Annotated in this window: 19 protein-coding genes; 8 read left to right on the plus strand and 11 right to left on the minus strand. The window is 57.2% G+C overall.

Annotation, left to right across the window (positions count from 1 at the left end; translation table 11 throughout):
• Window positions 1-256: 256 nt before the first annotated feature.
• Together ACU6HM_RS10555 and ACU6HM_RS10560 are read left to right on the plus strand one after the other, a co-directional pair.
• Complete coding sequence (locus ACU6HM_RS10555) at window positions 257-577, plus strand: sigma-70 region 4 domain-containing protein (protein ID WP_250756808.1); 321 nt, start codon at window positions 257-259, stop codon at window positions 575-577.
• 10 nt (window positions 578-587) lie between these two features.
• Window positions 588-962, plus strand: coding sequence for a FecR/PupR family sigma factor regulator (locus ACU6HM_RS10560; protein WP_022983511.1), 375 nt, complete (start codon window positions 588-590; stop codon window positions 960-962).
• A 16-nt stretch (window positions 963-978) separates the two neighbouring features.
• Here ACU6HM_RS10560 and bioD read toward each other — a convergent pair whose 3' ends face one another.
• The 4 genes from bioD to ACU6HM_RS10580 are packed head-to-tail and all read right to left on the minus strand — an operon-like array spanning window position 979 to window position 5,374.
• On the minus strand, window positions 979-1,671 hold the full coding sequence (bioD, locus tag ACU6HM_RS10565; protein ID WP_250756809.1) for a dethiobiotin synthase: 693 nt from the start codon (window positions 1,669-1,671) through the stop codon (window positions 979-981).
• A complete protein-coding gene (bioA, locus tag ACU6HM_RS10570; RefSeq protein WP_250756810.1) occupies window positions 1,668-3,008 on the minus strand; it encodes an adenosylmethionine--8-amino-7-oxononanoate transaminase in 1,341 nt (446 codons plus the stop codon). The genes bioD and bioA overlap by 4 nt, the downstream gene beginning before the upstream one ends.
• A gap of 6 nt (window positions 3,009-3,014) precedes the next feature.
• Window positions 3,015-4,181 (minus strand): aminotransferase class I/II-fold pyridoxal phosphate-dependent enzyme, encoded by a 1,167-nt coding sequence (locus tag ACU6HM_RS10575; protein ID WP_336972798.1) that lies wholly within the window; start codon window positions 4,179-4,181, stop codon window positions 3,015-3,017.
• Window positions 4,178-5,374: a cytochrome P450 gene (locus ACU6HM_RS10580; protein WP_336972800.1), complete on the minus strand. Its 1,197-nt coding sequence runs from the start codon at window positions 5,372-5,374 to the stop codon at window positions 4,178-4,180. The genes ACU6HM_RS10575 and ACU6HM_RS10580 overlap by 4 nt, the downstream gene beginning before the upstream one ends.
• Window positions 5,375-5,709: 335 nt before the next feature.
• Here ACU6HM_RS10580 and ACU6HM_RS10585 point away from each other — a divergent pair, with 335 nt between their 5' ends.
• Complete coding sequence (locus ACU6HM_RS10585) at window positions 5,710-6,771, plus strand: HNH endonuclease (protein ID WP_336972802.1); 1,062 nt, start codon at window positions 5,710-5,712, stop codon at window positions 6,769-6,771.
• Between the two features lie 129 nt (window positions 6,772-6,900).
• Here the strand turns inward: ACU6HM_RS10585 and ACU6HM_RS10590 are convergent, their stop codons facing one another.
• The 3 genes from ACU6HM_RS10590 to mutS all read right to left on the minus strand — a co-directional run bounded on the left by ACU6HM_RS10590 (window position 6,901) and on the right by mutS (window position 12,694).
• Complete coding sequence (locus tag ACU6HM_RS10590; protein ID WP_035270927.1) at window positions 6,901-8,145, minus strand: benzoate/H(+) symporter BenE family transporter; 1,245 nt, start codon at window positions 8,143-8,145, stop codon at window positions 6,901-6,903.
• A gap of 485 nt (window positions 8,146-8,630) precedes the next feature.
• Window positions 8,631-9,821 carry a JmjC domain-containing protein gene (locus ACU6HM_RS10595; protein ID WP_446763776.1) on the minus strand — a complete coding sequence of 397 codons (1,191 nt, stop codon included), beginning with the start codon at window positions 9,819-9,821 and terminating at the stop codon, window positions 8,631-8,633.
• Between the two features lie 236 nt (window positions 9,822-10,057).
• Window positions 10,058-12,694: a DNA mismatch repair protein MutS gene (gene mutS / locus ACU6HM_RS10600; protein ID WP_446763777.1), complete on the minus strand. Its 2,637-nt coding sequence runs from the start codon at window positions 12,692-12,694 to the stop codon at window positions 10,058-10,060.
• 217 nt (window positions 12,695-12,911) lie between these two features.
• On the opposite strand from mutS, the gene ACU6HM_RS10605 reads away from it, so the two are divergent.
• The 5 genes from ACU6HM_RS10605 to ACU6HM_RS10625 all read left to right on the plus strand — a co-directional run bounded on the left by ACU6HM_RS10605 (window position 12,912) and on the right by ACU6HM_RS10625 (window position 21,136).
• Window positions 12,912-14,024 (plus strand): YncE family protein, encoded by a 1,113-nt coding sequence (locus tag ACU6HM_RS10605; RefSeq protein ID WP_446763778.1) that lies wholly within the window; start codon window positions 12,912-12,914, stop codon window positions 14,022-14,024.
• Window positions 14,025-14,036: 12 nt separating this feature from the next.
• The gene (locus ACU6HM_RS10610) at window positions 14,037-16,232 is read left to right on the plus strand and encodes a TonB-dependent receptor (RefSeq protein WP_446763779.1); all 2,196 of its coding nucleotides are present in this window, start codon (window positions 14,037-14,039) and stop codon (window positions 16,230-16,232) included.
• Window positions 16,233-16,572: 340 nt separating this feature from the next.
• A complete protein-coding gene (locus tag ACU6HM_RS10615) occupies window positions 16,573-17,751 on the plus strand; it encodes an efflux RND transporter periplasmic adaptor subunit (RefSeq protein ID WP_446763780.1) in 1,179 nt (392 codons plus the stop codon).
• On the plus strand, window positions 17,745-19,703 hold the full coding sequence (locus tag ACU6HM_RS10620) for an ABC transporter permease (RefSeq protein ID WP_446763781.1): 1,959 nt from the start codon (window positions 17,745-17,747) through the stop codon (window positions 19,701-19,703). The genes ACU6HM_RS10615 and ACU6HM_RS10620 overlap by 7 nt, the downstream gene beginning before the upstream one ends.
• A 32-nt stretch (window positions 19,704-19,735) precedes the next feature.
• The gene (locus tag ACU6HM_RS10625; RefSeq protein ID WP_446763782.1) at window positions 19,736-21,136 is read left to right on the plus strand and encodes an efflux transporter outer membrane subunit; all 1,401 of its coding nucleotides are present in this window, start codon (window positions 19,736-19,738) and stop codon (window positions 21,134-21,136) included.
• Here ACU6HM_RS10625 and ACU6HM_RS10630 read toward each other — a convergent pair.
• The 4 genes from ACU6HM_RS10630 to ACU6HM_RS10645 all read right to left on the minus strand — a co-directional run bounded on the left by ACU6HM_RS10630 (window position 21,089) and on the right by ACU6HM_RS10645 (window position 26,879).
• Entirely contained in the window at window positions 21,089-21,853 is a 765-nt protein-coding gene (locus ACU6HM_RS10630) for a glucosamine-6-phosphate deaminase (RefSeq protein WP_446763783.1), read from the minus strand. The two genes, ACU6HM_RS10625 and ACU6HM_RS10630, sit on opposite strands and share 48 nt — an antisense overlap.
• A gap of 132 nt (window positions 21,854-21,985) precedes the next feature.
• Entirely contained in the window at window positions 21,986-23,830 is a 1,845-nt protein-coding gene (locus tag ACU6HM_RS10635; RefSeq protein WP_009457855.1) for an ABC transporter ATP-binding protein, read from the minus strand.
• 416 nt (window positions 23,831-24,246) lie between these two features.
• Window positions 24,247-25,854: a gamma-glutamyltransferase family protein gene (locus ACU6HM_RS10640; protein WP_009457854.1), complete on the minus strand. Its 1,608-nt coding sequence runs from the start codon at window positions 25,852-25,854 to the stop codon at window positions 24,247-24,249.
• Window positions 25,851-26,879 (minus strand): Bug family tripartite tricarboxylate transporter substrate binding protein, encoded by a 1,029-nt coding sequence (locus ACU6HM_RS10645; protein WP_250756822.1) that lies wholly within the window; start codon window positions 26,877-26,879, stop codon window positions 25,851-25,853. The genes ACU6HM_RS10640 and ACU6HM_RS10645 overlap by 4 nt, the downstream gene beginning before the upstream one ends.
• Between the last annotated feature and the right edge of the window lie 14 nt (window positions 26,880-26,893).

Here is a 26,893-nt window from a genome sequence, read left to right on the forward strand (position 1 = left end):
CAGAAGAAGAGGTCGTTGAGAGCATTTCCTGAAAGGATACAGTCTCTTTTCCAGGCTGCGCTGCGCTCTGTTTGTAGCGCCTGGATTGCGGTGCTCCCTGAAATGGTGCAAAGCCTTTCTTTGGCAAAGACTTGAGGGGGGGGCCATCTTTTATTTTGTGAGCAGAGTTAATCTTTCTTGAGCAGGGCTGGACTTTCTCTAAAACTATAAAGATAATAGGAACCATTATCATTTAATGTGTTTTAGGGAGTGGCCCATGCTGAAATCGTTTTGCCGTAACGGTTTAAGTTTTTGCCTGCGTATGCTGCGTGGCACACAAGCCTCTGCTCACGCTCCTTCAGAACCGGGTGCTCGTATGCTGGCCATGATCGAGGCCTTGCCTCGTCGTCGTCGTGAGGCCTTTGTGCTGCATCGCTTCGAGGGCCTGAACTACAGAGAAATCGCGACTCGTATGGGCACCAGCCCCCGAGTCGTTGAGCACTATATCCGCATGGCCATGTTGGCGTGCCGCCATAATCCGGCACCGCTCAATCGGGTGGACGGGGCAGTGCCGCGTCCGGCTGGTTCGTATGTCTAAGGATGAACACATGCAGCACATTGACGAGCAAGCCTTGAGCTGGCTGCTCAAACAGCACGACCCCAAACATCAGAACGATGCCCGCAGCCAGTCTGCGTTCCGGGCCTGGTTGTCCATTGATCCCGAGCATCAGGCCGCCTTCTTGCGCTGGAAGCTGGAGTGGGAAGCCATGGATGGAATCAGCGAGGAGCATCTGAGTCGTTTGCGTGCAAACTCCCGGCAAGCCGCAGGCGCGGCAGGGTCGGGGACATGGCGTCAACGTTTGCTAAATAGCTGTTTGGACGCCTGGTCCACTAACCCGGCCTTGCGCTTTGCCTTGGGTGGCGCAGTGTGTCTGCTGTTGGGAGTGGCATTTTTGGGTAGCGTAGGTAGCTACTTTCTATAAGCCTTGTGCAAAGCGCCTAGTTCTTATCCCCCCATGGCGAGCGTAGATATTGCGCTGCTTGCTGGATACGATCATCCAGTGTGGTGGCATTCAGTCTTGGAATGACCCCTAGGCAAGGGCTCGGCAGATAGTCATGCAGCGTTTGCAGGTTCTCCTGGGCATAACTCATCTCCGGCGCTATGTGGTTGGCGACCCAGCCCAGCAAGTTCAAGCCGCTGGCGCGTATGGCTTGAGCCGTCAGCAAAGCGTGATTCAAGGCACCCAAACGTAGACCGATAACCAGCACCACAGGTAGTTGCAAGACTTGCGCTAAATCTATGCCTGTCCGCCCTTGCCCCAAGGGCAGCATGAAGCCTCCTGCTCCTTCAACGATTGCATAATCGGCTTGCTCCGCCACCGTTTGAACCGTTGTTTTGATCAGAGCCGGGTCTATTTCGATTCCTGCTTGTTCAGCCAGAATATGGGGTGCCGCAGCGGGCTTAAACAAGTACGGTGTCAGGGTTTCGGGAGCGAGCTTCAGGCTGGAATGCCGCGCCAGTGCATCCACATCTTCGTTCTGTAAACGTCCTTCTACCTCTACGGCCCCCGAAGCAATGGGTTTGATGCCGAGCGTGCGTGCGCCGCTTTGGCTTAGTAAATGAAGTAAAGCCGAGCTGACCAGCGTTTTGCCAATTTCCGTATCGGTGCCCGTCACAAAGCAGGCCCTCATGCGTATTCCTTCAGCAGACGACCCAGCCCATGCAGGCAATGCTCCACCTCTTTTGTGCCCCAGAGATAGCCGGGCATCAGGTACACCGTATTGCCGATAGGGCGTAGCATCAGTTCCTGTTGCAAGGCAGAGCGGTAAAAGCGCCGGGCAAAGCCCTGGTGATCGTAGCGAGCTGGGCCCGTGTCCAGATCAAAGGCCCAGATTACCCCGCAGCGGCGCAGATGCTGCATCTTGGGATAGTGCCGGTTCAGTCTATGCAAACCTTCATCAAGTGCTTGTCCCAGCGTTTTTTGCAGCTCGTAGACGGGGTATTGCTGGAACAAGTCCAGCGTGGCCAGCGCGGCTCGGCAGGCCAGGGGATTGCCAGTATAAGAATGGGAATGCAGAAAGCCCCTGCGCAAGTCCTGGTCATAAAACCCTTGATAAATCGAGGGGCTGGATAGCACTACGGACAAGGGCAGCGTGCCGCCGGTAATTCCCTTGGACAAGCACAGCAGGTCAGGCCAGATACCGGCCTGCTCGCAGGCAAAGAACGTGCCGGTACGGCCGCAACCCACGGCAATCTCGTCCAGAATCAAATGCACCTGATAGCGGTCACACAGCTCGCGCACGCCGCGTAGATAGTCGGGGGAGTGCATGTGCATGCCAGCCGCACATTGCACTAGCGGCTCCAGAATGACGGCGGCAATGTCCTGATGACCATCCAGAATCTGCTCCAGCGAGTGCAGTGCGTTTTCGGTGACCTGCGTGTGTTCGTCCGGGCTAGTGGCTTGACGCAGATCGGGGCTGGCTGCGGTGTATTGCTGGCCCAGCTGTGTGCCGTAGTTTTCCCGAAACAAGGGCACATCGGTCACGGCCAGAGCACCCAGTGTTTCGCCGTGGTATCCCTGCGCGATGCCTACAAAGCGGTGCTTGTGTTCCTGGCCTTGGTTGCGCCAGTAGTGCACGCTCAGCTTCAGGGCAATCTCTACCGCGGAAGCACCGTCGCTGGCATAAAAAGCATGGCCTAAACGATGGCTGCTCAAGGCGGCCAATCGTTCGGAAAGCTGCACAACCGGCTCATGGGTCAGGCCGCAGAGCATGATGTGATCCAGTTGCTGAACCTGATCGCTAATGGCTTGCACCAGATGCGGGTGGCTATGGCCAAACAGATTCACCCACCAGGAACTGATGGCGTCCAGATAGGCGTTGCCGTCGGCATCATGAAGCCAGGCGCCTTGGGCGCGTTTGATTGCCAGTAGCGGCACGCCTTGATCGTGATGCTGCATTTGAGTGCAAGGGTGCCAGACCGCTTGCAGGCTGCGTTGGGCCAAAGGGGGAAAGGAGTTTGAGTTCATGGCAAATCACCGTAAAGAGTGGGCGGCTTCATGTAGTGCCTGGACCAGTTTTTCAATGTCCTGTTGCCGGTGGGCGGCAGACAGGGATATGCGTAATCGGGCTTGATGGCGAGGAACGGTAGGTGGGCGTATGGCCGGTGCCCAAATACCTTTTTGCAGGAGGGTTTCGGCCAGTTGCAAAGCAGGTTCTACCTCGCCAATCAACAGGCTTTGCACGGGCGTATCGGAGGGAGCTAGACGCCAGGGCAGATACTGGCTCAAGGTTTGCAGCGTCTGGATATGCTCTTTCAACAGGGTCCGCTGGGGCTGGGCTTGTTTGATCAGCTGCAGACAGGCCAGCAAGGACGCACAATGCGCCGGGGCCAAGCCGGTGCTGTACACATAGCTGCGGGCGGATTGCGTGAACCAGTCGGCCAGCTTGTGGGAGCAGGCAATAAATGCACCACCCTGACCGGCCGCCTTGCCAAACGTCCCCAGGTAAATCAGACGCCGCCGCTGCGTGGTCGTGAGCTGGAAATGCTCAGGCGCTCCGCGTCCGTTCTCACCCAAAATTCCCAGACCATGTGCATCGTCCAGATACAGCAAGGCATCGTGGCGTTCGCATAAGGCGATCAGCTCATCGACCGGGGCTATTGTCCCGTCCATGCTGAACAGGCTGTCCGAGATCACCAGTTTGAAGCCTGGTGTTGGCCTGCCGAGCAAATCATCCAGCCGTGCCATATCCCTATGGGGATAGACACGTAAACGAGCGCCGGATAGGCGGCTGGCATCAATCAGGCTGGCGTGGTTCAGCCTGTCACAAAAGATCGTGTCGCCCGTTCCGATCAGCGCGGGAATCACGCCCAGGCTGGCTTGATAACCGCTGACAAAAAGACGGCTGGCCTCGAAGCCACTCCATTCTGCCAGCTCCTGCTCCAGTGCTTCAGCTAGCGCATGATGCCCACAAATCAGCGGGGATGCCGTCGCTCCGGCGACGTCTTGTGCTTCTAGCCGTTTGAGTTGTGGATGCTGACTAAGGCCCAGATAGTCATTGCCGGCGAAATTCAGCAAGACCTGGCCATTGCGTTCGATATGGGCGTTTGGCAAGGGGCGGCTGATTGCTCTTTGGCGCCACAGTTTCCTGGTCTTCAAAGTCTCCAGTTGTTGATCCAGATGAGCGAGAAAGGCACTCATGACTGTGCCGCCCGGTATTGAACCGGCAAGCGGTTCCAGCCCCGATAGGCGGGGAGTCGAATACGCTCACCTTGCGTCCCTTGCAGGCGAGGGAGCAAAGGCAGGAATTGCTCAAGTACGAGCTTGGCTTCCAGCTGCACCAAACCGGCTCCCAGGCAATGATGAATTCCGTGTCCCATGGATAGCTCGGCCTGATTGTTGCGGCTGAAGTCCAGATCGTCGGGATTGGCAAACACCGCCGGATCGCGGTTGGCAGCGCCCAAGAGCAAAAGCAGCAACTGCCCCTTGCGCAAATGCTGACCATGCCAGTGCTGGTCGCGCATCAAACGTCTGGCTGTGTACTGAATCGGGCTGTCGTGACGCAGCACCTCTTTGATCGCGGCAGGAATTTTCTGCGGATTCGATAGCAAGTCCTGCAGCGTTGTGGAGTCAGCCAGCAGTGTTTGAAACAGGGAGCTAAGCAGATGCCGGGAGGTTTCATAGCCTGCAAAGAGCAACATACAGGACTGTGCCAAGCGCTCGCGCCTGCCTTGAAGGGAAAGCTGCTCATCATGCAAAAGCCGCCAGGCCAACCCGCCTTCTTGCAGATTGGCACTGTTGCCTAGAAAGTCAGCCATATCCAGCAAAGCGTCTTGGGTGCTTCTCAGCAAAGGCAGATCCGGCGTGGCTTGTCCGATAAAGCCTGCCAGTTGCTCTGACCAGGCCTGAAAAACAGACAAAGGCAGTTGCTCCAAGCCGAGCACGTCCATCATGACCAAGGCGGGGAGCGGGCGACAGACCTCATCAACCAGATCCACTGAACCGTGTCGCAGCTTGTCTTTTAACTCCAGGTGGATATGCGTAACGCGCTTTTCAATCGTGCTGTGCAGGGTTTCCAAAGCCTTCGCACTAAAAGCCGCGTTCACTACTCGTCTGACGCGTGTGTGACGGGGGCGGTCCAGAAAGACCAGCGTCCTGGCCATCAAGCCCTTGAAGGCTTGCAGACGAGGGGAGGGGTCAGCGCCAGCCTGGGCCACCCACCCGCCAACACGCCGCACACTTAAATCGGGATTGCGCAGGGCGGCTTGTACATCGCTGTGCCTATGAACTAACCACGCCCCACCGCAGAAATCCGCATCCCAAACCAAAGGCGGCCCCTGACGAAGACGGGCATAAGCTGCATAGGGTGACGCAAGATCAAAATCGCCAAACATGACACCGTTTCCTGAAGATCAAAGCCAGCGCAGGCTAGCACTTGAGCGTAGAAAAGGCAGTCAATAGATTGTGTCTATTAATTCTTACAGGGTTTTTTGCAGGAGGTAGAGGGAGGATGGGATAAGAAGGGGTGTGTTGAATTATGGATTGTGTCTATTTTTTACAATAAAGTGTGGGCTGAGATTAAAGCTATGTACCTGGAATTTTTTGGGAGTGTTTAGTACCGGATGCGTTCGCAGTCTGAAAATGGGAGAAGAGGATGTGAGGTGCTAGATGCTCTAATGTTGTAATCCCTAATAAAAATATGGTTTTTTGCTGTCAGCACGGAGATGTAATGACGCCTATTGAGGAAGCTCGCCTTTATATTCGAAATAATGTTCTTATTCCCGCACGAGAGCATCCCTTACTGGATGAAAAAATAAAGAATAAAGTGCGTAGCGTAGATATCTGGGTGGAGCGATTTGAGAGAGTCGGAGACCTGCTGAGCTATTTAAATCGGTTTCGAATTGGCTCTAATGATCCCGTCTATCAAGCCTTGCATGGACAAGGCCTAAAGACTTTTGAGGATATTGTTCCTGAGTTTGAAAAACGTTTTTCGTTTTGGGCTCACGATCGAGTGCGGCCTTCGGATTTTATTGTTGGCACGCAATATAGCTCTCATCAGATACTGATTTTTGCGCGTAACTACGATACGCGTGCTGGAGGGATGTTCGTTTTGACCTCGGATGGAGTGCCGTCTGCAGTGGTCATCAAAGCGACCTTATCTGGAGGGCAATACGCCAATCAATGGATACAGGAGCCTTCGAGACTTAAATACTATTTAAAAAGTATTAGCGGAAAATTTAGTGAGAAGTTCAAAGCTAATGCATCGATCATTAGTAATCCCAATATCCCGATTCTTACCTTTGTAAGGCGTGGGGAAAAAGATTTATTCAGTTATCAAGGTGTTTTTAAATACGTGGGTTTGGTTGGAGAAGCTGATGGGTCTAAGTGGTTTGATCTGGCTAAAGACGACGAGAGGGTAGAGGTCGTAGAAGACTCCACGTATGCAAAACAGGAGTTAGCTAAGCAGGTGGAGGTTGCGCGTCGCTCCACACCTGAGCAACGCAAAGCACGACTCAGAAGTGCAAGTAAAAAACCTTCGAGAATATGGGTCTTATCTGCAGAGTTCAGGCGTAATCCTGATGTGGTAGCAGAGGTTTTAGAGCGAGCATCGGGGACCTGTGAGGGGTGTAAAGAGCCAGCCCCATTCAAGCGAAAATCAGACGGCACGCCTTACTTAGAGGTGCATCATAGGATTCAGTTGGCGCATGGAGGGGATGATACCGTTGAGAACGCGATCGCTCTATGCCCGAACTGTCATAGAAAAGCGCACTTTGGCCCTGGGTTAGATTGAGTTGAATAAGCAGTGATTACGTTTTTCGTGTTGATAAGGAAGACAGCTTGATCACTGCCGAATAGCAGCTTTTTTCTTGGTAAGAAAAAAGCTGTGTAAGACCGCACAGCTTTTTTTAGATTTCTAGACTTAACGAGCATTGGTGCCAATAGGTAAACCTTCTGTTGGCACATCCTTTTTCTGCCGCTGCGGCAACTTTCCATTCAAAATAAAGTACGCCAGCAGACCGATCACAAGGCCCCAGAAAGCCCCGCCAATCCCGAACAGGGTGATATTGGCGGCTGATGCCAAAAAGGTAATCAAGGCTGCTTCACGTGATTTGACGTCTGCCATGGCTCCCGCCAGGCTGCCGCCGATGGTGCCCAGCAAAGCCAAGCCCGCCAGCGTGGTAATAAAGCTTGCAGGGAAGGCCATGAATACAGCGGCCAGGGTTACTCCAAAAACGCCAACCAGAATGTAGAACACACCGGCGGCAATCCCGGCAACCCAGCGTTTGGAAGGATCCTGGTGCGCCTCTGGCCCGGTGCAGATAGCGGCGGTAATGGCGGCTACGTTCATGGCATGGGAGCCAAAAGGAGCCATGATCAGCGAACCCAGCCCTGTCACCCACACTATCGGGTTGGCACTGGTACGAAAACCGTCGTTACGCAGGACCAGCATGCCGGGCATGTATTGGCCGGTCAGCGTGATCAGGAATAAAGGCAAGGCGACGCTTAGCAAGGCATTCAGGGTGAATACTGGCATGGTGAATACCGGCGCGGCCAGTTCCAGTTTCAGGCCACTCAGGTCTACGCGATGCTCCAGCAGCAGAAAGCTCAGGCCCAGGATCAGAATGCCGACCACTGCGTAGCGTGCGGAAAAGCGTTTGATGATCAGGTAGGCCAGAATCAGCAGACCTGCCAGTTTCGGGTCCAGTGTCATGCTGCCAAATGCGCCAATGCCAAATTGCAGCAGAATGCCGGCCAGCAGACCGGCAGCGATGCCGTTGGGGATCAGACGGATCAGGCGCTCGAAGTAGGAGGACAGGCCCAGGACCACAAAGGCCGCTGCCGAGATCAGGTAGGCGCCGACGGCTTCTTCATATGGCGTGGTGGCCAGAGCCGTAACCAGAAATGCAGCGGCGGGCGTGGACCAGGCGGTGATGATGGGTTCGCGCGAAACCCAGCTCAAGAGCAAACCGGTAACACCCACACCAATGGAAATTGACCAGACCCAGGAGGCGGTCAGCTCAGGGCTGAGGCCGGCTACTTTGGCGGCCTGGAAAACCAGAATAAAGGTGCCGCCGTAGTTGACGATGACCGAGATCAGACCGGCCACGATAGGCGGGATCAGGTCGCTGACTAGAGAGGATGAGGTCGATCGGGAGGTAGACATAGTGCTCTGCGCTTTCCAAAAGGAGAGATGACAAACGAGCACTATTTATAGCGATTAAATGGACTGGCCAGATAGGACGCTTTCTGGGTGTAGGGCAGACCACTTTTGAGTTGGGTAGGTGCCTGACTAGATTGAGCGGGGTGGCTACGTGATTTTGAATGTGGCCCGAGCAGGATTGAAGCTCGGCTGCAAAGCCACTAATGGTGGCTTTATGACGAATTGCTCGTCTTGTGAATCGCGTTGTTCATGATAGTGCTTTTTCTTGCTGGATGGCGTGAATAAAATACTGTGGCAACTGCAACTGCAACTGCAACTGCAACTGCAACTGCAACTGCAACTGCAACTGCAACTGCAACTGCAATCGCAACTGCAACCAGCAAATGTATCGGTTTTTCGATTCCTGAGGTGTTAGCAATAAAAAAGCGAAGCAGCCTGCAAGCTGCCCCGCTTTTTTTCTGAACTCGCCAGAGTTAGTGGCTCAGTGCTCAGTTTTCCTTGAACTGCAGCCAGCCGTCATCCAGCCAGGCATTCAGCATTTCGCGCTCATCTTCATCCAGGGCTTCGAAACTGTCGCCGGGAATCAGGAGTTCATGTTGGTCAGCCAATTGTTTCAGGGCCGGGCTGGCGGGGCAGGAGGCGACCTCACCGTTGATATACAGCTCATCGCCGCGATACATCATGCGCGAGCAGCGATCCAAAGCCAAGCGGCCTGCAGGCAGCTCGGGGTCATGCAGATCAACCGGGTCTTCGGCAATGTCGAACCAGCTATTACTGGGCAATTCGGTCAGCCAGACGCCCAGGAACCGTGAGGCCAATGCTTCGTCAAAACGAATGGCGTTCAAGGCATCCAGCGACTTCTGAACAAGCTTCTCCGGCAAGGCGGCAGGTGTGGTGCTGGCCTGGGCATCCGGGTCGGTGTAGCGCTGCTGCAGGCTCTCGGGCATGGGCATCGGTGGGTCGGCATACAAGCCAAAGCCTTCGCCACTGGCGGCGGCCAACTGATCCGAGGCGGCATCCATCAAACCACGGGCCAGCGTTGCCTGGGTAGGCGAGCGAAAGCCGATGGAAATCGTCATGCAGTCGCCCATTGCAATCCCGTCATGTGCCACGTGCGGGGGCAGATACAGCATGTCGCCGGGTTCCAGCGTGAACTCTTCTTCTACCTGGAAATTGCGCAGAATCTTCAAGGGCAGGTCGGGCACCAGGCTCAGGTCTTTTTGCTGGCTGATACGCCAGTGACGCTTGCCGTGGGCTTGCAGCAGGAACACATCGTAGCTGTCGAAGTGTGGGCCTACGCCACCGCCGTCAGAAGCAATGCTGATCATGGCGTCGTCCAGACGGGCATCGCCAATGAAGCGGAACTGACGCATCAGGGCGGCGGTGTTGTCGTCGTGCAGATCCACGCTTTGTGCCAGGGCGGTCCAGTTGGGCTGCGAGGCGGGCGGCAGCTCGTCAAAAGGCCCGGTTTCCATTTCCCAGTCTTCGCCATCATGGATGATCAGGCGCGACTCGACTTCTTCACGCGTTACCAGCTCGCGGATATTGTCTATGCTCAGCGAGTGCTTGAAATTAGGGATGGCGCCGCGTATCAATAAAGGTTTGCGTTGCCAGTAGGTTTGCATGAACTCATGCGCGCTGATGCCGCCCAAAAGGGTCAATGGCTGGTCGATAGTCATGGACTGCCCGAACAAGAATTAAATTAGCCCGTAGCTTAACTGATCCGGCCCGTCCCGGTGTATGGCTAGCCTGCGTATCAGGCGTATCCAGCGCAAAGAATCCAGAGAAATACTTGCGATATAGAGTGATTGACTCACGGTAGGAGTCTAAGAATGATTGATTGTCGATCTGCTCGCCAACGGTCCTCGGAAAACCACATAAAAAAAGGAGCCTCTTGGGCTCCCTTCTGGACTGTTTAACCCGCCGCCTTCATCTCTTTTTTCCAGCGGTACAGCAAATCCAGGGCGTCGCGTGCGCTCAGGTCATCCACATCCAGTTGCTTGAACTGATCCAGCAGGTCCAGTGCTTTTTCTGTGGTCGGATCAGGCTCGGCGACCGTGGCTTCCGGAGCGCTGCCTGCATTGAACAAGTCCAGTTGTGCGCTAGGATCGTTTTGTGCTTCCAGACGGCTCAGCTCGCGACTGGCCTGGCGGATGACCGCGGAGGGGATGCCGGCGCGCTGTGCAACCTGAATCCCGTAGCTGCGGCTGGCGGGGCCTTCCTGAACTTCGTGCAGGAACACAATGCCGGAGGCCGATTCTGCGGCGGCCAAGTGCACGTTGGCGGCGGCAGGCAGCTCGTTGGGCAGGCGCGTGATTTCGAAATAGTGCGTGGCAAACAGGGTCAGTGCCTGATTGTGGCTGAGCAGGCGATGCGCGATGGACCAGGCCAGGGCCAGACCATCATAGGTGGAGGTGCCGCGACCAATTTCATCCATCAGCACCAGGCTGTAGGGGGTAGCACCGGCCAGAATGGCTGCTGCTTCGGTCATTTCCATCATGAAGGTAGAGCGGCCACCGGCCAGATCATCCGCTGCACCGATACGGGTAAAGATGCGGTCGATCTGACCAATACGGGCTGTGCTTGCCGGTACAAAGCTACCGATGCGGGCCAGCAAGGCAATCAGGGCAACCTGACGCATATAGGTGGATTTACCGCCCATATTCGGGCCGGTAATCAGCAACATGCGACGTTGCGCGTGCATTTCACAATGGTTGGGCGTGAAGCGCTCGATGCTGTGCTCCACCACAGGGTGACGGCCTGCTTCAATCCAGATACCAGCCTGCTCGGTCAGCTCGGGGGCGACCCAATTATTGTCCAGTGCGTGCAAGGCCAGGGAGGACAGGGTATCCAGTTCGGCAAGGGCGCTGGAGCACAAGGCCAAGGGGCCTGCATAGCTTTGCAGCTTGTCCAGCAATTCATCGAACAGGAACTTCTCGCGGCTCAGACTGCGGTCCTTGGCGGACAGGACCTTGTCCTCCCACTCTTTCAATTCAGGCGTGATGAAGCGCTCGGCATTTTTCAGTGTCTGGCGGCGGCGGTAGTCGTCGGGTACCTTGTCGGCCTGACCGCGACTGACTTCAATAAAGAAACCATGCACACGGTTGTATTCGACGCGCAAGGTAGCAATGCCGGTGCGCTCGCGTTCGCGAGCTTCGATCTTCACCAGCACATCGCCGCTATCGCTGGCCAGGCTGCGTAGCTCGTCCAGATCCGCATCGTAGCCATCGGCAATGACACCACCATCGCGTATCAGCAAGGCGGGCTCGGAGGCGACGGCAGACTGCAGCAAGGAAGCCAGCTCCGGGTCCAGAGCCAGACTTAACAAATGCCCATGCAAGTGTTCAGACTGAGCAAAGTTCTGTTCCAGCTCCCGACGTAGCTCAGGCAGTGTCACCAGCGCATCGCGCAAGCTGGCCAGCTCCCGAGGACGCACGCTGCGTAGCGATATACGCGTGGCAATACGCTCCAGGTCCGGGAAGCGGCGCAGGGCATGGCGCAGCACACCCAAAGGATCGCCTGCATTCAAGCTGGCGCTTTGCTGGGTTTGGAAGAACAGGGACACCACATCCTGACGCTGCTGAACGGCGTGGTTCAAGCGCAAGGGGTGATGCAGCCAGCGGCGCAGCAAACGGCTGCCCATAGGGGTCTGGCAATGATCCAGCGTGGAGAACAGGGTTGGGCTGGTTTCACCGCTAATGGTTTCGGTAATTTCCAGATTCTTGCGCGTGACGGCATCCAGCACCAGAAAGTCCGAGCTGTGCTGAACGCGGATAGCGGTGATGTGGACCAGGGACTGAGATTGTGTGCTGCCGACATAACGCAGCAGGGCTCCGGCTGCCGCCGTCGCCGCAGGCAGATCGTCCAGACCAAAGCTGGCCAAAGAATCCAGGTCAAAATGGTCCAGCAAGGTTTCGCGTGAACCGTCCTGTGCAAAGTGCCAATCCGGCAGGGTGTGGCAGCTGGCTTGCGGCAGTTCCGGGGCAGGGCGCAGCGATTCGGGATAGACCAGTTCTACAGGGCCGATACGATTCAGTTCCGTATCCAGCATGTCCGGTTCGCACTGGCTGACCAGAAACTCGCCACTGGCCAGGTTCATCCAGGCCAGCCCCACCATTTCCTGACGTTGCACCTTGATCAGTGTGCAGGCGGCAATCAGGCGGTCTGCCTTGGGAGGCAGCAAGGCGTCATCCGTCAGTGTGCCGGGGGTGACCACACGCATGATCTTGCGCTCGACCGGACCTTTGCTGGTCGCCGGGTCACCGACCTGCTCACAGATGGCGACGGATTCGCCCAAGGCCACCAAACGCGCCAGATAACCTTCCATGGCGTGAAAAGGCACACCAGCCATGGGGATAGGCTCGCCGTTGGAGGAACCGCGCTTGGTCAGCGTCAGGTTCAGCAGGCGTGCGCCGCGTTCGGCATCGGCGTAGAACATCTCATAGAAGTCCCCCATCCGATAGAACAGCAGATGCGAGCCAGCCTCCGCTTTGAGCTGAAGGTATTGACGCATCATGGGCGTGTGGGCGGACAGATCGGCAGCAGAAGTCATAGCGCAGTACAGGTCAGGGAATTCAACAACAAGGCCGCCCGGAAGGCGGCTGAGTCGATATTGTAGCGAGGGCAGTCAAGTGGGGGATAGGGAAGCGGCTGATTTAGTCCCGCGTGTTTCTCCTTAAGGTGCAGGGATATCCCGATTTTGAGCATGGAAGTGCTTAATGCAATAATACAAATGATAATCACTTCTATTTCTAACACGGGATATTGAAATGTTCACACGTCGCCTTGCTTTGTCTGTCTTGTCTGCCGCTTTGCTAAGTGCCGGATCTCTTGCCCATGCCCAGCCGTCCGAGTCGGTCTCGCTGCCCTTGACACCGGAGCTGGCGCAAAAGACGTCAATTACGGCAGAAGGGGCTTTGCGCAAGGATCTGGCTTACGGGGTTTATCAAACGGTTTACAGCCCGTTTGATAAGTCCTTGTATGTGGCCTCGGCAGAGCGTGCGCCTTCGGTTCGGGGTGGTGTGATCTATAAACTGGACCCCATCACCCTGGATGTAAAGGGGACGATTTATACCGATGAAAGTAACTTCGGCCTGGCGACGAACGCGTCGGGCGACACCCTGTACGTCACCAATAGTCTGGCTGCTGCCGTCTCCAAAGTTGAGCTGAAAGAGGACGGGAGCCTGGAGCGAGTCCGCTTTAGCAATACCAGTTTTGATGACACCAAAATGGGGCCGCGCACGATTCGTCACGACCCCCAGCAAGGCCGTGTGTATGTGGGGGCCGTAGGTGCGCCGGCCGTGATCTGGGTGCTGGATGATCGTAATCTGGAACTGATCGACACCATTGAAAACGCAGGCAAATGGGTGACCGGTCTGCTGATAGATTCGGGATCGCATCGTCTGTATGCCGCCAATGGCGACGGCGAAGTGATGGTGATCAATACCCAAACCAACAAGATCGAACAGCGCTGGAAACCGGCGGGCGCCAAACCCGCCTTGCTCTTGAATTTTGCGCTGGATTCCAGGCGCAATCGTCTGTACGTGACCGAGACCAAAGACCAGAAAACCGTGTATGTGCTGGATGCCCGCAACGGCAAATTGCTGCAGGAACTGCCGGTGGGGGATGCCATGGATGTCTTGTATAACGCTGATCGCGACGAGCTGTATTTGACTCACCGCGAGCAAGGCAAAGTGTCTGTGCTGGATGGCGGCAGCTATGCGATCAAGGCGCAATACAACTTGCCTGATAACCCCAACAGCCTGGAGCTGGGCCCGGATAGCCAGTTGTACGTCACCGTTAAAGCTCCTGCCACTCCGCAGTACAAAGCCAGCAAGCGCGAAAGTGTGGTGCGTATTGACCTGAAGAACATCAAGGCTTGATAGGTAATCGTGATGACCAGCTTATTCAAGCCTTGCCTGGGACGCTCTCTCGTCCTGTCTCTGTTTGCTCTTCATTGTCAGGCTCAGGCGCAAGACCAGAGGGATGTTGCCCAGCCGCAGGAGTTGTCCACCATTACCGTTAATGCCAGTGCGGATGCGTCGCGTCAGGGCTTGCTGCCGGAGTATGCGGGCGGTCAGGTCGCCAGCGGCGGGCGAGTGGGGATATTGGGTTCTCTTGAAAACATGGACTCGCCTTTCAGCGTCAATAGCTACACCAGCCGCTATATCGAGCAATTGCAGGCGTCGACCGTAGCCGATGTGGTGCGCCATGATCCTTCCGTGCGCGTGGCCCGTGGTTTTGGCAATTTTCAGGAAAGTTTTTTCATTCGGGGCTTTTTGACGGCGTCCGATGATATTGCCTACAACGGTTTGTTTGGTTTGCTGCCCCGGCAAGCGACGGCTGCCGAACTGGCCGAGCGTATTGAAGTGCTGCATGGCGCAGGTGGCTTTCTGTACGGTGCCGCGCCTTCCGGCGGTGGTATTGGGGGCACGATCAATGTGCTGCCCAAACGGGCTGGCGAGAGCCCGCTGACCAAGGTCGGTGCAGGTTATGGCAGTGGCGGACAAAGCCAGATCAAGGCGGATATTGCGCGTCGTTTTGCCGATGATGCGGCTGGCATTCGCATCAATGCCATCAAACGCAGTGGTGATACGGCGGTCGACAATGAGCACACCAGTCTGGACCTGTACACAGTAGGGGTGGATTGGCGTGGTGAGCGTGTACGCTTGTCGGCTGACTTGGGCTATCAAGAGCATAAGCTGCGTGAAGTCCGGCCTAATGTGGCTTTAAAGGCGGGCTTGTCCGCTTTGCCGGGCTTGCCTTCGCACACGCGCAACTTCGCCCAGCCCTGGACCTACTCTAATGAGAAAACCATTTTTGGGACGGTACGCGGGGAATATGATCTGAATGATTCCATGACCCTGTGGGCTGCTTTCGGTATGAAAGATGGCAAGGAAAAAAATCAGCTTGCGACTCAGACGGTAACGGATGCCGTTTCTGGAAAAACCACCTTCTCGCGTTTCAACAATTCCCGACGTGATGACGTGAAAACAGGCGAGTTGGGTTTGCGAGCCAGTTTTGAGACCGGGCCTGTGTTGCATGAGCTGGTCGCTGCTGCTTCTTTGTATGACCACAAAGAGAAAAATGCCTGGGCTATGGGCAGCGTGCAGGAAAGTAATCTTTATGATCCTGTGAATCACGCCTTGTCACCCTTCGCTTATACCGGGGGAGATTTGGGTTCACCCGCTTTGGTGGGACGCACCAAACTGACCAGTTATACCCTGGGCGACCTGATGTATCTCTGGGACGACAGGCTGGAAGTCATGTTGGGGCTGCGCCATCAAATCATGGAAACGCGCAGCTATGACTATGGCACCCAGGCCTTGCAGCGCAAAGATCGTCAGCAACATACCAGCCCTGCTGCGGGTGTGGTGTTCAAGCTGACTGATGAATGGGCTTTGTACGGCAACTACACGGAAAGCCTGGCGCAAGGCGATCTGGCACCGACTCGCTTTAACAATCAGCCGGTTCAAAACGCCGGGCAGCGCTTGTCGGCCTTTGTGGCCCAGCAAAAAGAGCTGGGAATCAAGTACGACAACGGTTCCATGGGCGGTGGGCTGACCTTCTTCACCACGACCAAACCGCGTGGTGTGGTGAACGACGATCTGCGTTTTGTGGAAGCGGGCAAGGATCGCCATAACGGGTTGGAGCTGAGCTTCTACGGCCAGTTGACGGACTCCCTGCGCATTCTGGGTGGAGTGACCGCCTTGGACACCAAGCAGAAAAACACGGGTGACCCGCTGAGCGAAGGTCAGCGCGTGATTGGCGTGCCGCGTTGGCAAGGCAGTCTGGGCCTAACCTGGGATGTGCCGCAGGTGACAGGCTTGTCGCTGGATACGCAGTTGCTGGCAACCGGTGCCCGTTACGCGGATTCGGCCAATGCGATCCGTGTGCCAGGTTGGGTGCGTTGGGATCTGGGGGCCAGCTATCAGCGCAAGATTTCCGGTGTGCCCATGACGTTCAGGGCCAGTGTCGAGAATGTGGCCGATACGGCGTATTGGGCTTCGGTCGGTGGCTATCCCAATAATGGCTATCTGGTCTTGTCGCAGCCACGCACGTTCATGCTGAGTGTCTCGGTGGAGTTTTAAGGAAAGGACCGGGCAGGGGGCACAGTCCTGCCTGTTCTCCACCACATAGGGCGTCCAGCAAATGTTTGACGCCCTTATCTCAAGCCCATCGCTATAACTTTTACAAAATAAATGTCCGGAAAGTGGGCTCTCAAACGTCTTTATAAGGAAGGCCTGAAAAAGGACCTCTTGCCCTGTCCGCTTGACTGCACCGTTTAGGTGGGAACCTCCTTGTCTGCTAAGTAGCGTGGAGCCGGTTTTGGTCTAAGCAAGTACCTGCCTTCTTGACCACTTTTGTTTTTTTGATCACCTGCCGCGCATGATACGGCGGGTGCAGATCCACGGTTTTTTGGGATTAGTTATGAAGTCCAAAGCAGTAAAGCGCCGCTGGGCGTTGGCCCTGGTGGCGGTGCTGGTGCTGGGGGCGCTTGCCGCACAGGCCGGGCGTTCTTCAGAGCAGTTTGAAACGGTGGCCGTGGAGCAAAGTGATATACGCGCTACCGTTGCTGCGGTGGGAACTTTGAAGCCCAGTCGCTATGTGGACGTGGGTGCGCAGGTGTCCGGGCAGATTACGGCTTTGCCGGTTGCGCCGGGCGATCAGCTTGAGCAGGGCCAGTTGCTGGTGGAAATCGATCCCAGTGTGCAGCAAGCCACCGTCGATGCAGGCCGCGCTTCCTTGGCCGCGTTCCGGGCCCAGTTGGCCGAGCAGCAGGCTCAGCTTTTATTGGCGCGTCAGCAATTGGCTCGCCAGCGTCAACTGGAGCGCCAGCAGGCCAGCCGTCAGGAAGATATTCAGATTGCCCAAGCCAATCTGGCGACTGCGCAGGCTCGGGTAGCGCATGTACAAGCGCAGATGGAGCAGACTCAGGCCACGCTGAAAGCCGATGAGGCACGCTTGGGCTATACGCGCATTTACGCGCCCATGAGTGGCACGGTCATTGGCGTGCAGGCGCGTGAAGGCCAGACGCTGAATGCCACGTATCAAACTCCCAACATTCTGCGCATTGCAGACCTGAGCACCATGACAGTGTGGACCAGCGTGTCCGAGGCCGATATTCGTCGTATCAAGCCCGGTATGACCGTCACCTTCACGACTCTGGGAGAGCAGGGCGAAACGCGGGCGCGTCAATGGCAGGCCAAGGTTCGCCAAATCATGCCTGCGCCAGAGGGCAGCACTCAGGATGAAAGCACGGCGGCGGCACCGACTGCCACACAGGCCATCATGTATACGGTGCTGTTTGATGTGGCCAATGAAGACGGCGAATTGATGCCGCAGATGACGGCGCAGGTGCTGTTTGAGATTGATCGTGCCGACCAGGCCTTACTGATACCCCTGGTGGCTTTACGCCCAGACCCCGATAGTGGTCCTGATGCTTTTACGGTGCCGGTGCTGGAGCGGGGCAAGGTGCAGGAAAAGCCGGTCGACCTGGGAGTGCGCAATCGTCACCAGGTACAAGTCGTGAACGGGCTGGCTAAAGGGGAGCACGTTGTTCTGGCGGTGCTCACTCCTGAGCGTGGCTGGCGGTGGCTGCAATGGTAGGGGCTGCACCTCCTTTGATTGAGCTGCGGGACATTAACCGTATCTATGGCGGCCCGCCCAGCACTAAGCCTGCTGTGCAGGTTCTGTTCGATGTCAGCTTGAGTATTGAGCCGGGTGAGTTTGTGGCGATTGTGGGGGCCTCGGGGTCCGGTAAATCGACGCTGATGAATCTGCTGGGTTGTCTGGATAAACCCAGCAGCGGCACCTATCTTTTTCAAGGTCGGGATGTCGCGCAGCTCAGTCCTGATGAACTGGCCCAGTTGCGCCGTGAGACCTTTGGTTTTGTCTTTCAGGGCTATCACCTGATTCCGACTGAAAGCGCCAGTGAAAATGTCCAGATGCCTGCCATTTACGCGGGAATGGATGAGGGCGCGCGTGCGGCACGTGCCGCAGAATTACTCAGTAGCCTAGGTCTGGCGGACAAGCTGGATAACCGGCCCAATCAGTTGTCCGGCGGCCAGCAGCAGCGGGTGTCGATTGCTCGTGCCTTGATGAACGGTGGCCGTGTCATTCTGGCCGACGAACCCACGGGTGCGCTGGACTCGCGCAGTGGTGCAGAAGTGATGGCCTTGCTGCGCAAGCTCTCGAACTCTGGTCACACCATTATCCTGATTACGCACGATCATGAGGTCGCGGCGATGGCAGACCGGATTATTGAAATTCGTGACGGCTGCATCCTCTCGGATAGCCGCCCAGAAACGGCCACCGAGCCCAAGCTTGAGCAGTCTTTACCACCGCCCGAGCACCGCCGCTCGCCCTGGGTTTCGGAGATCAAGGATGCTACCCGCAGCGCCTTGCGCAGCATGTTCATTAACCGTCATCGCACGGCCTTGACCTTGTTAGGCGTGATCATCGGGGTGGCCTCGGTCATCGTGATGCTGGCGGTGGGTGAAGGTGCCCGCCAACGTGTCATGGATCAGATGGGCACGATGGGGACCACGATCATTTACTTGAGCAGTTCATCACCGCCCAATGGGGTCGCCAAGGGACAGCTGACAGAAGAGGATCTGGAGGCGGTTGGCGAGCTGCCATTGATACGGCGTGTCATGCCGGTGATTGGAGATCCGATTACCGTGCGGCGTGGCAGCGTGGACCGCCAGGTGTATGTGTTTGCCGCCAATGAAACCATGCCGGATATTCATCGCTGGCAGCTGGCACAAGGTCGCTACTACACCGATGCCGAGGACCGGGATCTGGCTCCCCTGGTTGTGTTGGGACATCGTGCCGCCAAGCAATTCTTCCCCGATATGGACGTGCCGTTGGGGCAGCAGCTCCTGATCGGCAATTCACCTTTTGAGGTGGTCGGGGTAATGCAGGAGCGCGGTGCCGATTCGGGCGCGCAGGCTTACGACGATATGGTGTTTGTGCCTTATCACGCGGCGCGTGCCCGTGTGTATCAGGCCCAGACGCAGCCCGACTATGTGGTGATTGATGCGCAGGACAGTTCCACCGTTCTGGAAGCGGAACAAGACATGCGTCAGTTGCTGACACAGCGTCATGGTGGGCGAGAAGACTTTTCAATCGGGAATGCGGCGGCTCGCTTGCAGGCAGAGGCTTCCACGCGTCAGGCCATGAGCATGATGCTGGGCCTGATTGCCGCCGTGTCTTTGGTGGTAGGCGGCATCGGGGTCATGAACGTAATGTTGATGACGGTGCGTGAACGCACGCGGGAAATTGGCATACGCATGGCAACCGGTGCACGGCAAAGTGACATCATGCGCCAGTTTCTGACTGAGGCGGTTTTGTTGACGATTACAGGCGGTTGCCTGGGCGTGCTGGCTGGTGCTGTGGTGGGTATCGGCCTGATTTTTGGTGGGGTGGATGTGGTGTTTTCCTTGCGGGCGGCCTTGGGCGCCTTTGGCTGCGCCGTGGTGACGGGCATGGTTTTTGGCTATATGCCAGCACGAACGGCGGCCGCGCTGGACCCCGTTCAGGCTTTGGCAGGGGAGTAAGCATGGCTCATTACCGATGGATAGCAGGGGCCATGAGCACGCTTGTGCTGCAAGCGTGCGGCTCCTTGTCCTCTGATCTGGACAAGACCCCGCCGACGCTGCCCCAGGCGTATCAACAGCAAGCCAAGGCGACACCCAGTCCTGTACTGGCCCAGGTAGAGCCGGAGTGGTGGCGTGCTTATAACAGCCCCGCCTTGAACAGCCTGATGCAGGAAGCCTTGAAGGACGTGGCGGTGCTGCGTCAGGCACAGGCCCGGATCTTGCAGGCGCAGGCTCAGGCACGCATTGCCGGAGCCAGTTTGCTGCCGGAATTGCAGGGCAATCTGTCTGCGCAAAGAGATGCGCCGTTTTCTTCCTCGCATGGAGACACTCGCTCGCAATATGTGGCCGGTGTGTTCATGAGCTACGAGCTGGATGTGTGGGGACGCAATCGTGCTCAGGCCGACAGTGCCGTGTTCCTGGCCCAGGCGGCAAATTACGAGCTGGATGTGCTGTGTGTCAGCGTGCAGGCGCAGGTGGTGCATTTAAGCCTGCAAGCCTTGGGCGACAAACAGCGCGTGGCCATTGCCCGTCAAAACCTGGCCGTTGCGCAACGCTTGTTGAGCCTGCTGGAAGCACGCTTGCAGGCGGGGGCGGCTTCGCCTTTGGAGCTGGCACAGCAACGCCAATTGCTGGCTTCGCAACAGCGCAAATTGTTTGTGATTGAAGAACAGGCCATTCGCACGCGGGTGGAGCTGGCGACCTTGTTGGGCCGTACTGAAATCATGCCCGAGCCCCAGGAAGATATTGCCAGCTTGCACGTGCCGGAGCTGGAAGCAGGTCTGCCTTCACAGCTCTTGTCGCAGCGCCCTGATATTGCGCGCATCGAGGCCCAGTTGTCAGCGGCTCATGCCGATGTGCATGTGGCGCGCGCTGCCATGTATCCCAGCCTGACCTTGGGGGCGCGGGCAGGGGCATCGGGCAATCATTGGGAAGAAAGCTTGCGCCATCCGGTCTACAGCCTGATCAGCGGGCTGGTGGCGCCTATCTTCAATGCCGGTCGTCTGGAGGCGGGCAAGGATTTGAGCGACGCCCGTTTGCAGGAATGGCTGGCGCAGTATCGGCAGACCATTGTGCAAGCTTATATGGATGTGGAAGGCGTGCTGGCACAACTGCATAGCCTTGATGCCCAGGCGCAGACTATGGAGCTGGAGTGGGAGCAAGCCAGGCTGGCGTTTCAACTGGCCGAAGCACGTTATCGCTCTGGCTCGGAAACCTTGCTGTCTTTACTGGATGCGCAGCGTACCTTGTACGCCGCTCAGGATGTGCGCGTCAGTTTGATGCAGGCACGTCTGCAATCCCGCGCGGCGCTCTTCCGAGCACTGGGCGGGGGCTGGCAAGCTGGCTCAGGCAGCCTGGCTGATCAGGGGACGGTGGCAGAGGCTGGGGTCTAGCAGGCTGGCAGCCGCCTCATCCAGCAGGATGTGGGTGTTGGCGTGTTGCTTCAAGGCTGTGAAAGGCAGCTCGGGCGTGACACCGCCTTCCTGGTAATTGAGCATGGTGCGAGCCTTGTGCTCGCCGGTGACCACCAGGGCAATTTCACGGGCGCTCAGAATATCGGCAATCCCCATGGTGATGGCCGATGCAGGCACTTCGTCCATGGAATCAAAAAAGCGGCTGTTGTCGATACGGGTGCGCTCGGACAGGGCCACCACATGGGTGCGGCTGTCAAAAGGGGTGCCCGGTTCGTTAAAGCCGATGTGGCCGTTGGTGCCTACGCCCAGCAATTGCAAGGCGACACCACCACTGGCCGCAATCGCGGCGGAGTAGTCCTGGCAGTGCTGCTCCAGCTCTTGGGTCAGGCTATTGGGCAGATGCAAACGAGCGGCATCAAAAGGCAGTTGGCCGAACAGGTGCTGGCGCATGTAGTAGGCGTAACTTTGCTCGTGCGCTGCCGCCAGACCCACATACTCATCCAGATTGAAGCTGTTGATCTTGGAGACATCCAGCCCATTGGCACGTACGTCCTGTACGAAACGGGCGTAGACGGGTTCCATGGTCCCCCCGGTTGCCAGACCCAGAGTCGCTTGTGGATCCTGACGAATAATTTCCTGAAGACGGGCGCTCAGGTGTGCCGCAATGGCGGCGGAATCGGGGAAGACTAAAAACATAATCTTGTTCTATGTATGGGCTGAATAAGTTGAAAAAAAACTTCGCCGCAAGCACGGCGAAGTTTGATCTTTCGAAATTCTAATGGGACAAAGATGTAACGTCAGTTTTTTTTTGCAAGCAAGTGACACGTTTTAACTATCTTGTTTGCCAGTCTCTCCCAGGAAGCCACCACTTTGACGTGCCCACAAACGAGCATACAAACCACCTTTTTCCAGCAATTCCTGGTGGCTGCCTTGCTCGATGATGCGGCCCTGATCCAGCACAATCAAGCGGTCCAGTGCCGCAATGGTGGACAGGCGGTGGGCAATGGCAATTACCGTCTTGCCGTGCATCAGGGTGTTGAGGCTTTCCTGGATGGCGGCTTCCACTTCAGAGTCCAGGGCGCTGGTGGCTTCATCCAGTAACAGGATGGGGGCGTCTTTCAGCATGACGCGGGCAATTGCCACACGCTGACGCTGGCCGCCAGATAGTTTCACACCGCGCTCGCCCACATGCGCCTCCAGGCCCTCACGGCCCTGGCGGTCATGCAGTTGCGGGATGAAGTCGGCAGCAGCGGCACGCTCTACCGCCATATGCAGCAGCTCGTCGTTGGCATCCGGGCGGCCATACAGAATGTTGTCGCGCATGGAACGGTGCAGCAAGGAGGTATCCTGCGTCACCATGCCAATGGCGGCACGCAAACTGTCTTGCGTGACGTGGGCAATGTCCTGGCCATCAATGCGAATGGTGCCGCTATCCACATCATGGAAACGCAGCAGCAAGTTGACCAGCGTGGATTTGCCCGCGCCAGAACGGCCAATCAGACCAACGCGCTCGCCCGGTTTGATCACCAGATTGAGCTTGTCGATCACCTGACGGCTTTTATCGCGGTAGGCAAAGCTCACGTCCTGGAATTCGATGCGACCTTGCTCGATTTGCAGGGGCTTGGCATCGGGAGCATCTACCACCGTGGGTTTTTGCGTCAAGGTATTGATGCCGTCCTGAATCGTGCCTACGTTCTCGAATAGATTGGTCAGCTCCCACATCAGCCAATGGGAATGGCCGGACAGGCGCAGTGCCATGGCAATGACGGCCGCCACTACACCGGCTGTGGATTGATCAATCGACCACAAGTACAAGGCCAGGCCTGCCGAACTGATCAGCAAGACAGTAGCCAGCACATGGTTGGTCACTTCAAACATGCTGATCAGACGCATCTGGGCATGGCCGGTTTCCTGGAAGCGGCGCATCGCGTTCTTGGCATGGTCTGCTTCACGGCGTGTGTGGGCAAACAGCTTGACCGTGTTGATATTGGTGTAGGCGTCGGTAATACGGCCCGTCATCAGCGCACGGGCGTCGGCCTGTTCAGCCCCGACTTTGCCCAGACGGGGCACAAAGTACACGCAGGCCAAAGCGTAGCCCACCAGCCAGAGCAGGAAGGGCAGGATCAGCAGGCGGTCAAAGCTGCCTGCCAGAATCAGAATACCGATCAGGTAGGCGCTCATGCCCACGACCACTTCCACGGCCATGAACAGAGTTTCACGCACCGCCAGAGCGGTTTGCATGATTTTGGTGGTGATGCGACCGGCAAACTCGTCCGCGTAAAAGGACATGCTCTGATTCAGCATCAGCTTGTGAAACAGCCAACGCAGGCGCATGGGGAAGTTGATGGCCAGTACCTGGTGCATGACCAGCGTATGCAGGCTGATCAGCACGACGCTGCCCAGCAGAACAGCGGCAATGGTCAACAGCGTGCCACCCTGCTGGCTCCAGAACTGGGCAGGTTCAATCGAGGGCAGCCAGTCCACGATATAGCTGAGCAGGGCAAACAGCATGGCCTCGTAGGCCGACAGGCCAATCGAGGTTACGGTCATCAAGCCAATCCAGCCGCGTGAATTTTTCGTACAGGCCCAGATGAAGGGGAAAAATCCTTTGGGAGGAGGGGCGACGTGTTGTTCGGGATAGGGATCTAATCGACGTTCAAAGAATGACAGCACCGAATGGGCTCCAGCGTACGGCCCTCTGGATGACAGGGCCGTTTAGACAAATAGAAAACCGCTTCCGGGGTATGAAGCGGCAATTTTTGATGGTACAGCAGTCATTCTGTCTGGCTGAAGAAAACCTGATAAAAACACAGTCTTTGTGTAGGGAAAGTGTCAGATATTGACCACGGTGTACGTTTAGTGAGCCAAGTAGATGCTGGAGTCTGCTTTGGGGGCTGTGCCTGGCTCTTTGGTGGACAGGGCTGAGCCTTGAAGGGGGCTGAAGGGATGGGGCCTTGGTGAGCGTGCCTTTGCTTCGTCGAGTGGTTTGTCTGAATAGAGATAGGGAGGCCCAAAGGTATTTGGGGTCTGGATGCTCTTATCCAGACCCCAATCAGAAAGCGGCAGTGATCTCTGGAAGGCAAATAGGCTTAGTAAGCCACCACCTGCCCGTCTTTGCGCGGGTCGGAGCCGCCCACGTAATGATTGCCCTGACGCAGAATCAGTTGTGCACCGCCAAAGGCGAACACACCGCTGCCGGGTTCAACGACGACTTCATGACCGCGCTCGCGCAAGGCCTGAACCAGCGCCGGATCGAAAGTGGGTTCTACTGCCACCCCACGGCCACCCGTCACGCGCCAGCGTGGGGCATCGGCAGCGGCCTGCGGGTTCTGACCGTACAGCAGAACACGCAGTGCCATTTGCATATGGCCTTGCGACTGGAATGGGCCACCCATCACACCAAAAGACATTTGAGGGGTGCCATCGGCATTCATGGCAAAGGCCGGAATAATGGTGTGCGAAGGGCGCTTGCCACCGGCCACTTCATTCACATGACCGGGGCGCAGGGTAAAGCCATGACCACGGTTCTGCATGCTGATGCCGGTGCCGGGAACGACCACGCCGGAACCAAAACCCATGTAGTTGGACTGGATCAGGGACACCATCATGCCGCTGGAGTCGGCGGCGGTGACATAGACCGTGCCGGAGGGGCCAGGCAGGCCGTGCTTGGGGTCGCCTGCCTTGTCCATCTGAATCAGGGCGGCGCGCTCGCGCAGATAGGCCGGGTCCAGCAAATGCTCGGGATGATGAATCATGTGCTCCAGATCTGCGTGGTGCTCGTACAGATCGGCAAAAGCCAGCTTCATGGCTTCAATGCTCAAATGCACCGTGTCGATATGGTCCAGCGGCTGCTGGCCCACACCAGCTTGTTCCATGATGCCCAAGGCCATCAAGGCCGCCAGACCTTGTCCATTGGGCGGGATTTCGTGAATCACGGACTGGGCAAAAGGATGGCTGATGGTGCCGCACCAGTTCGCGCGGTGCTCGGCCAGATCCTGCTCATCCATGGCGCCGCCATGCTGGCGGGAGAAGTCGGCGATGCGTTTGGCCAGCTCGCCGGTGTAGAAGTCCTGACCCTGGGTGGCCGCAATGCGTTCCAGCGTATTGGCCTGGTCCTGGTTCTGATACCACTGGCCAGCGACTGGTGCTTTGCCATCACGTAAAAAGGCTTCGGCAAAACCGGGTTGATCGCCCAGACGCTGACGACCTAGCTCCCACAAGCGCGCGATTACGGGCGAGACCGGGAAGCCTTCTCGGGCGTAATGAATCGCGGGGGCGGCCACTTGCTCCAGACTCAGACGGCCCAGCTTGCTGGATAGCTCGGCCCAGGCAGAGACCGCACCGGGCACGGAGACACTTTCCCAACCCTTGTCGGGGATGGCATCGTGACCTTTGAAACGATCCGGCGACCAGCCACGGGGCGAGCGCCCGGAGGCGTTCAAGCCATGCAGCTCTTTGCCGTCCCAGACGATGGCAAAGGCATCACTGCCTATCCCGCAACCCGTGGGTTCGACCACAGTCAGTGTGATGGCGGCCGCCAGGGCGGCATCGACGGCATTGCCACCGGCCTGCAACATGCGCAGGCCCGCTTGCGCGGCCAAGGGGTGGGAGGTGCTGACCATGTTCTGGCCAAGTACCGCAGAGCGGGCGGACGGGTAGGGGTTGTTCCAGTCCAGACAGGTGTCAGTCTTGTTCATTGAATCTGTATTCCAGTCAGTTGGATCAGGCCTTGCCAGCGTGCGCTGTCCTCGCGGACCAGAGAGATAAATTCTTCTCGGCTGGTGCTGCGGGGCTGGTCCACGCCCAATGTTTGCAGGCGCGAGCGTACTTTGGGGTCCTGAACGGCATGTGAAAAGGCCTCATAAGCCTTGTCACGAATTTCGTCGGGCAAGCCTGCGGGGGCGTACAGGCCAAACCAGGTCACCGACTCATAGCCCGGCAGGCCGGACTCCTGAAAGGTGGGCAAATCGGGTGCCAGCGGCGAGCGCTGCTGGCCGGTTACCGCCAGGGCGCGCAACTGGCCGCTGTTCACATAGGGCATCCCGGTGGGGATGGCGTCCAGTAAAACATGAATGGAGCCGCCCAGCATATCGTTAATGGCCTGACCGGTTCCGCGGTATGGAACGTGGGACATGACGATATTGGCCTGATTCAAAAAGGCTTCGGTGCCCAGGTGCACGATGGTGCCATTGCCACTGCTGGCGTAGTTCAACTCATCAGGATGGGCGCGAGCGTAGTCAATCAGCTCTGGCAGCGTTTGTACGGGTACGGACGGGTTCACCAGCAGGACGCTGGCGGCATCGCCCAAGTGAGCGATAGGGGTGAAGTCTTTTTCTGCATCGTAGGGCAGGGACTTGTACAGGTGCGGAGCAATCGCGTGGGTGCTGCTGGTGGTGAACAGGAGGGTGTAGCCATCGGGCTTGCTGCGAGCGACTTCGCCTGAACCAATTGTGCCGCCCGCGCCCGTGCGGTTGTCCACAATGATGTTGGCGTTCATCGCTTTGGCCGCGCTTTCGGCAATCAGGCGGCTGATGACGTCGGTGGCACCGCCAGTGGGGAAGGGTACGATCAGGCGAATGGGACGATCAGGCCAATCGCTGGCATGGGCCGCCACGCTGCTGACGGCCAGAACAGCACCTAATAAGGTTTGGGCAAGACGCCGCCAGGGGCGACGGGTCGATGGGGGCTGCGCGTTGCTTGCGGCGTTGCTGGGTCTTGTCATGGCTATCTCCTCAA

It is taken from the genome of Alcaligenes sp. RM2 (assembly GCF_052931795.1).

Bases quoted from the DNA above. Each gene is read 5' to 3' on its own strand.
- ACU6HM_RS10555 (WP_250756808.1), top strand. From the start codon at position 257: ATGCTGAAATCGTTTTGCCGTAACGGTTTAAGTTTTTGCCTGCGTATG.
- ACU6HM_RS10560 (WP_022983511.1), top strand. From the start codon at position 588: ATGCAGCACATTGACGAGCAAGCCTTGAGCTGGCTGCTCAAACAGCAC.
- bioD (WP_250756809.1), bottom strand. From the start codon at position 1,671: ATGAGGGCCTGCTTTGTGACGGGCACCGATACGGAAATTGGCAAAACG.
- bioA (WP_250756810.1), bottom strand. From the start codon at position 3,008: ATGAACTCAAACTCCTTTCCCCCTTTGGCCCAACGCAGCCTGCAAGCG.
- ACU6HM_RS10575 (WP_336972798.1), bottom strand. From the start codon at position 4,181: ATGAGTGCCTTTCTCGCTCATCTGGATCAACAACTGGAGACTTTGAAG.
- ACU6HM_RS10580 (WP_336972800.1), bottom strand. From the start codon at position 5,374: ATGTTTGGCGATTTTGATCTTGCGTCACCCTATGCAGCTTATGCCCGT.
- ACU6HM_RS10585 (WP_336972802.1), top strand. From the start codon at position 5,710: ATGACGCCTATTGAGGAAGCTCGCCTTTATATTCGAAATAATGTTCTT.
- ACU6HM_RS10590 (WP_035270927.1), bottom strand. From the start codon at position 8,145: ATGTCTACCTCCCGATCGACCTCATCCTCTCTAGTCAGCGACCTGATC.
- ACU6HM_RS10595 (WP_446763776.1), bottom strand. From the start codon at position 9,821: ATGACTATCGACCAGCCATTGACCCTTTTGGGCGGCATCAGCGCGCAT.
- mutS (WP_446763777.1), bottom strand. From the start codon at position 12,694: ATGACTTCTGCTGCCGATCTGTCCGCCCACACGCCCATGATGCGTCAA.
- ACU6HM_RS10605 (WP_446763778.1), top strand. From the start codon at position 12,912: ATGTTCACACGTCGCCTTGCTTTGTCTGTCTTGTCTGCCGCTTTGCTA.
- ACU6HM_RS10610 (WP_446763779.1), top strand. From the start codon at position 14,037: ATGACCAGCTTATTCAAGCCTTGCCTGGGACGCTCTCTCGTCCTGTCT.
- ACU6HM_RS10615 (WP_446763780.1), top strand. From the start codon at position 16,573: ATGAAGTCCAAAGCAGTAAAGCGCCGCTGGGCGTTGGCCCTGGTGGCG.
- ACU6HM_RS10620 (WP_446763781.1), top strand. From the start codon at position 17,745: ATGGTAGGGGCTGCACCTCCTTTGATTGAGCTGCGGGACATTAACCGT.
- ACU6HM_RS10625 (WP_446763782.1), top strand. From the start codon at position 19,736: ATGAGCACGCTTGTGCTGCAAGCGTGCGGCTCCTTGTCCTCTGATCTG.
- ACU6HM_RS10630 (WP_446763783.1), bottom strand. From the start codon at position 21,853: ATGTTTTTAGTCTTCCCCGATTCCGCCGCCATTGCGGCACACCTGAGC.
- ACU6HM_RS10640 (WP_009457854.1), bottom strand. From the start codon at position 25,854: ATGAACAAGACTGACACCTGTCTGGACTGGAACAACCCCTACCCGTCC.
- ACU6HM_RS10645 (WP_250756822.1), bottom strand. From the start codon at position 26,879: ATGACAAGACCCAGCAACGCCGCAAGCAACGCGCAGCCCCCATCGACC.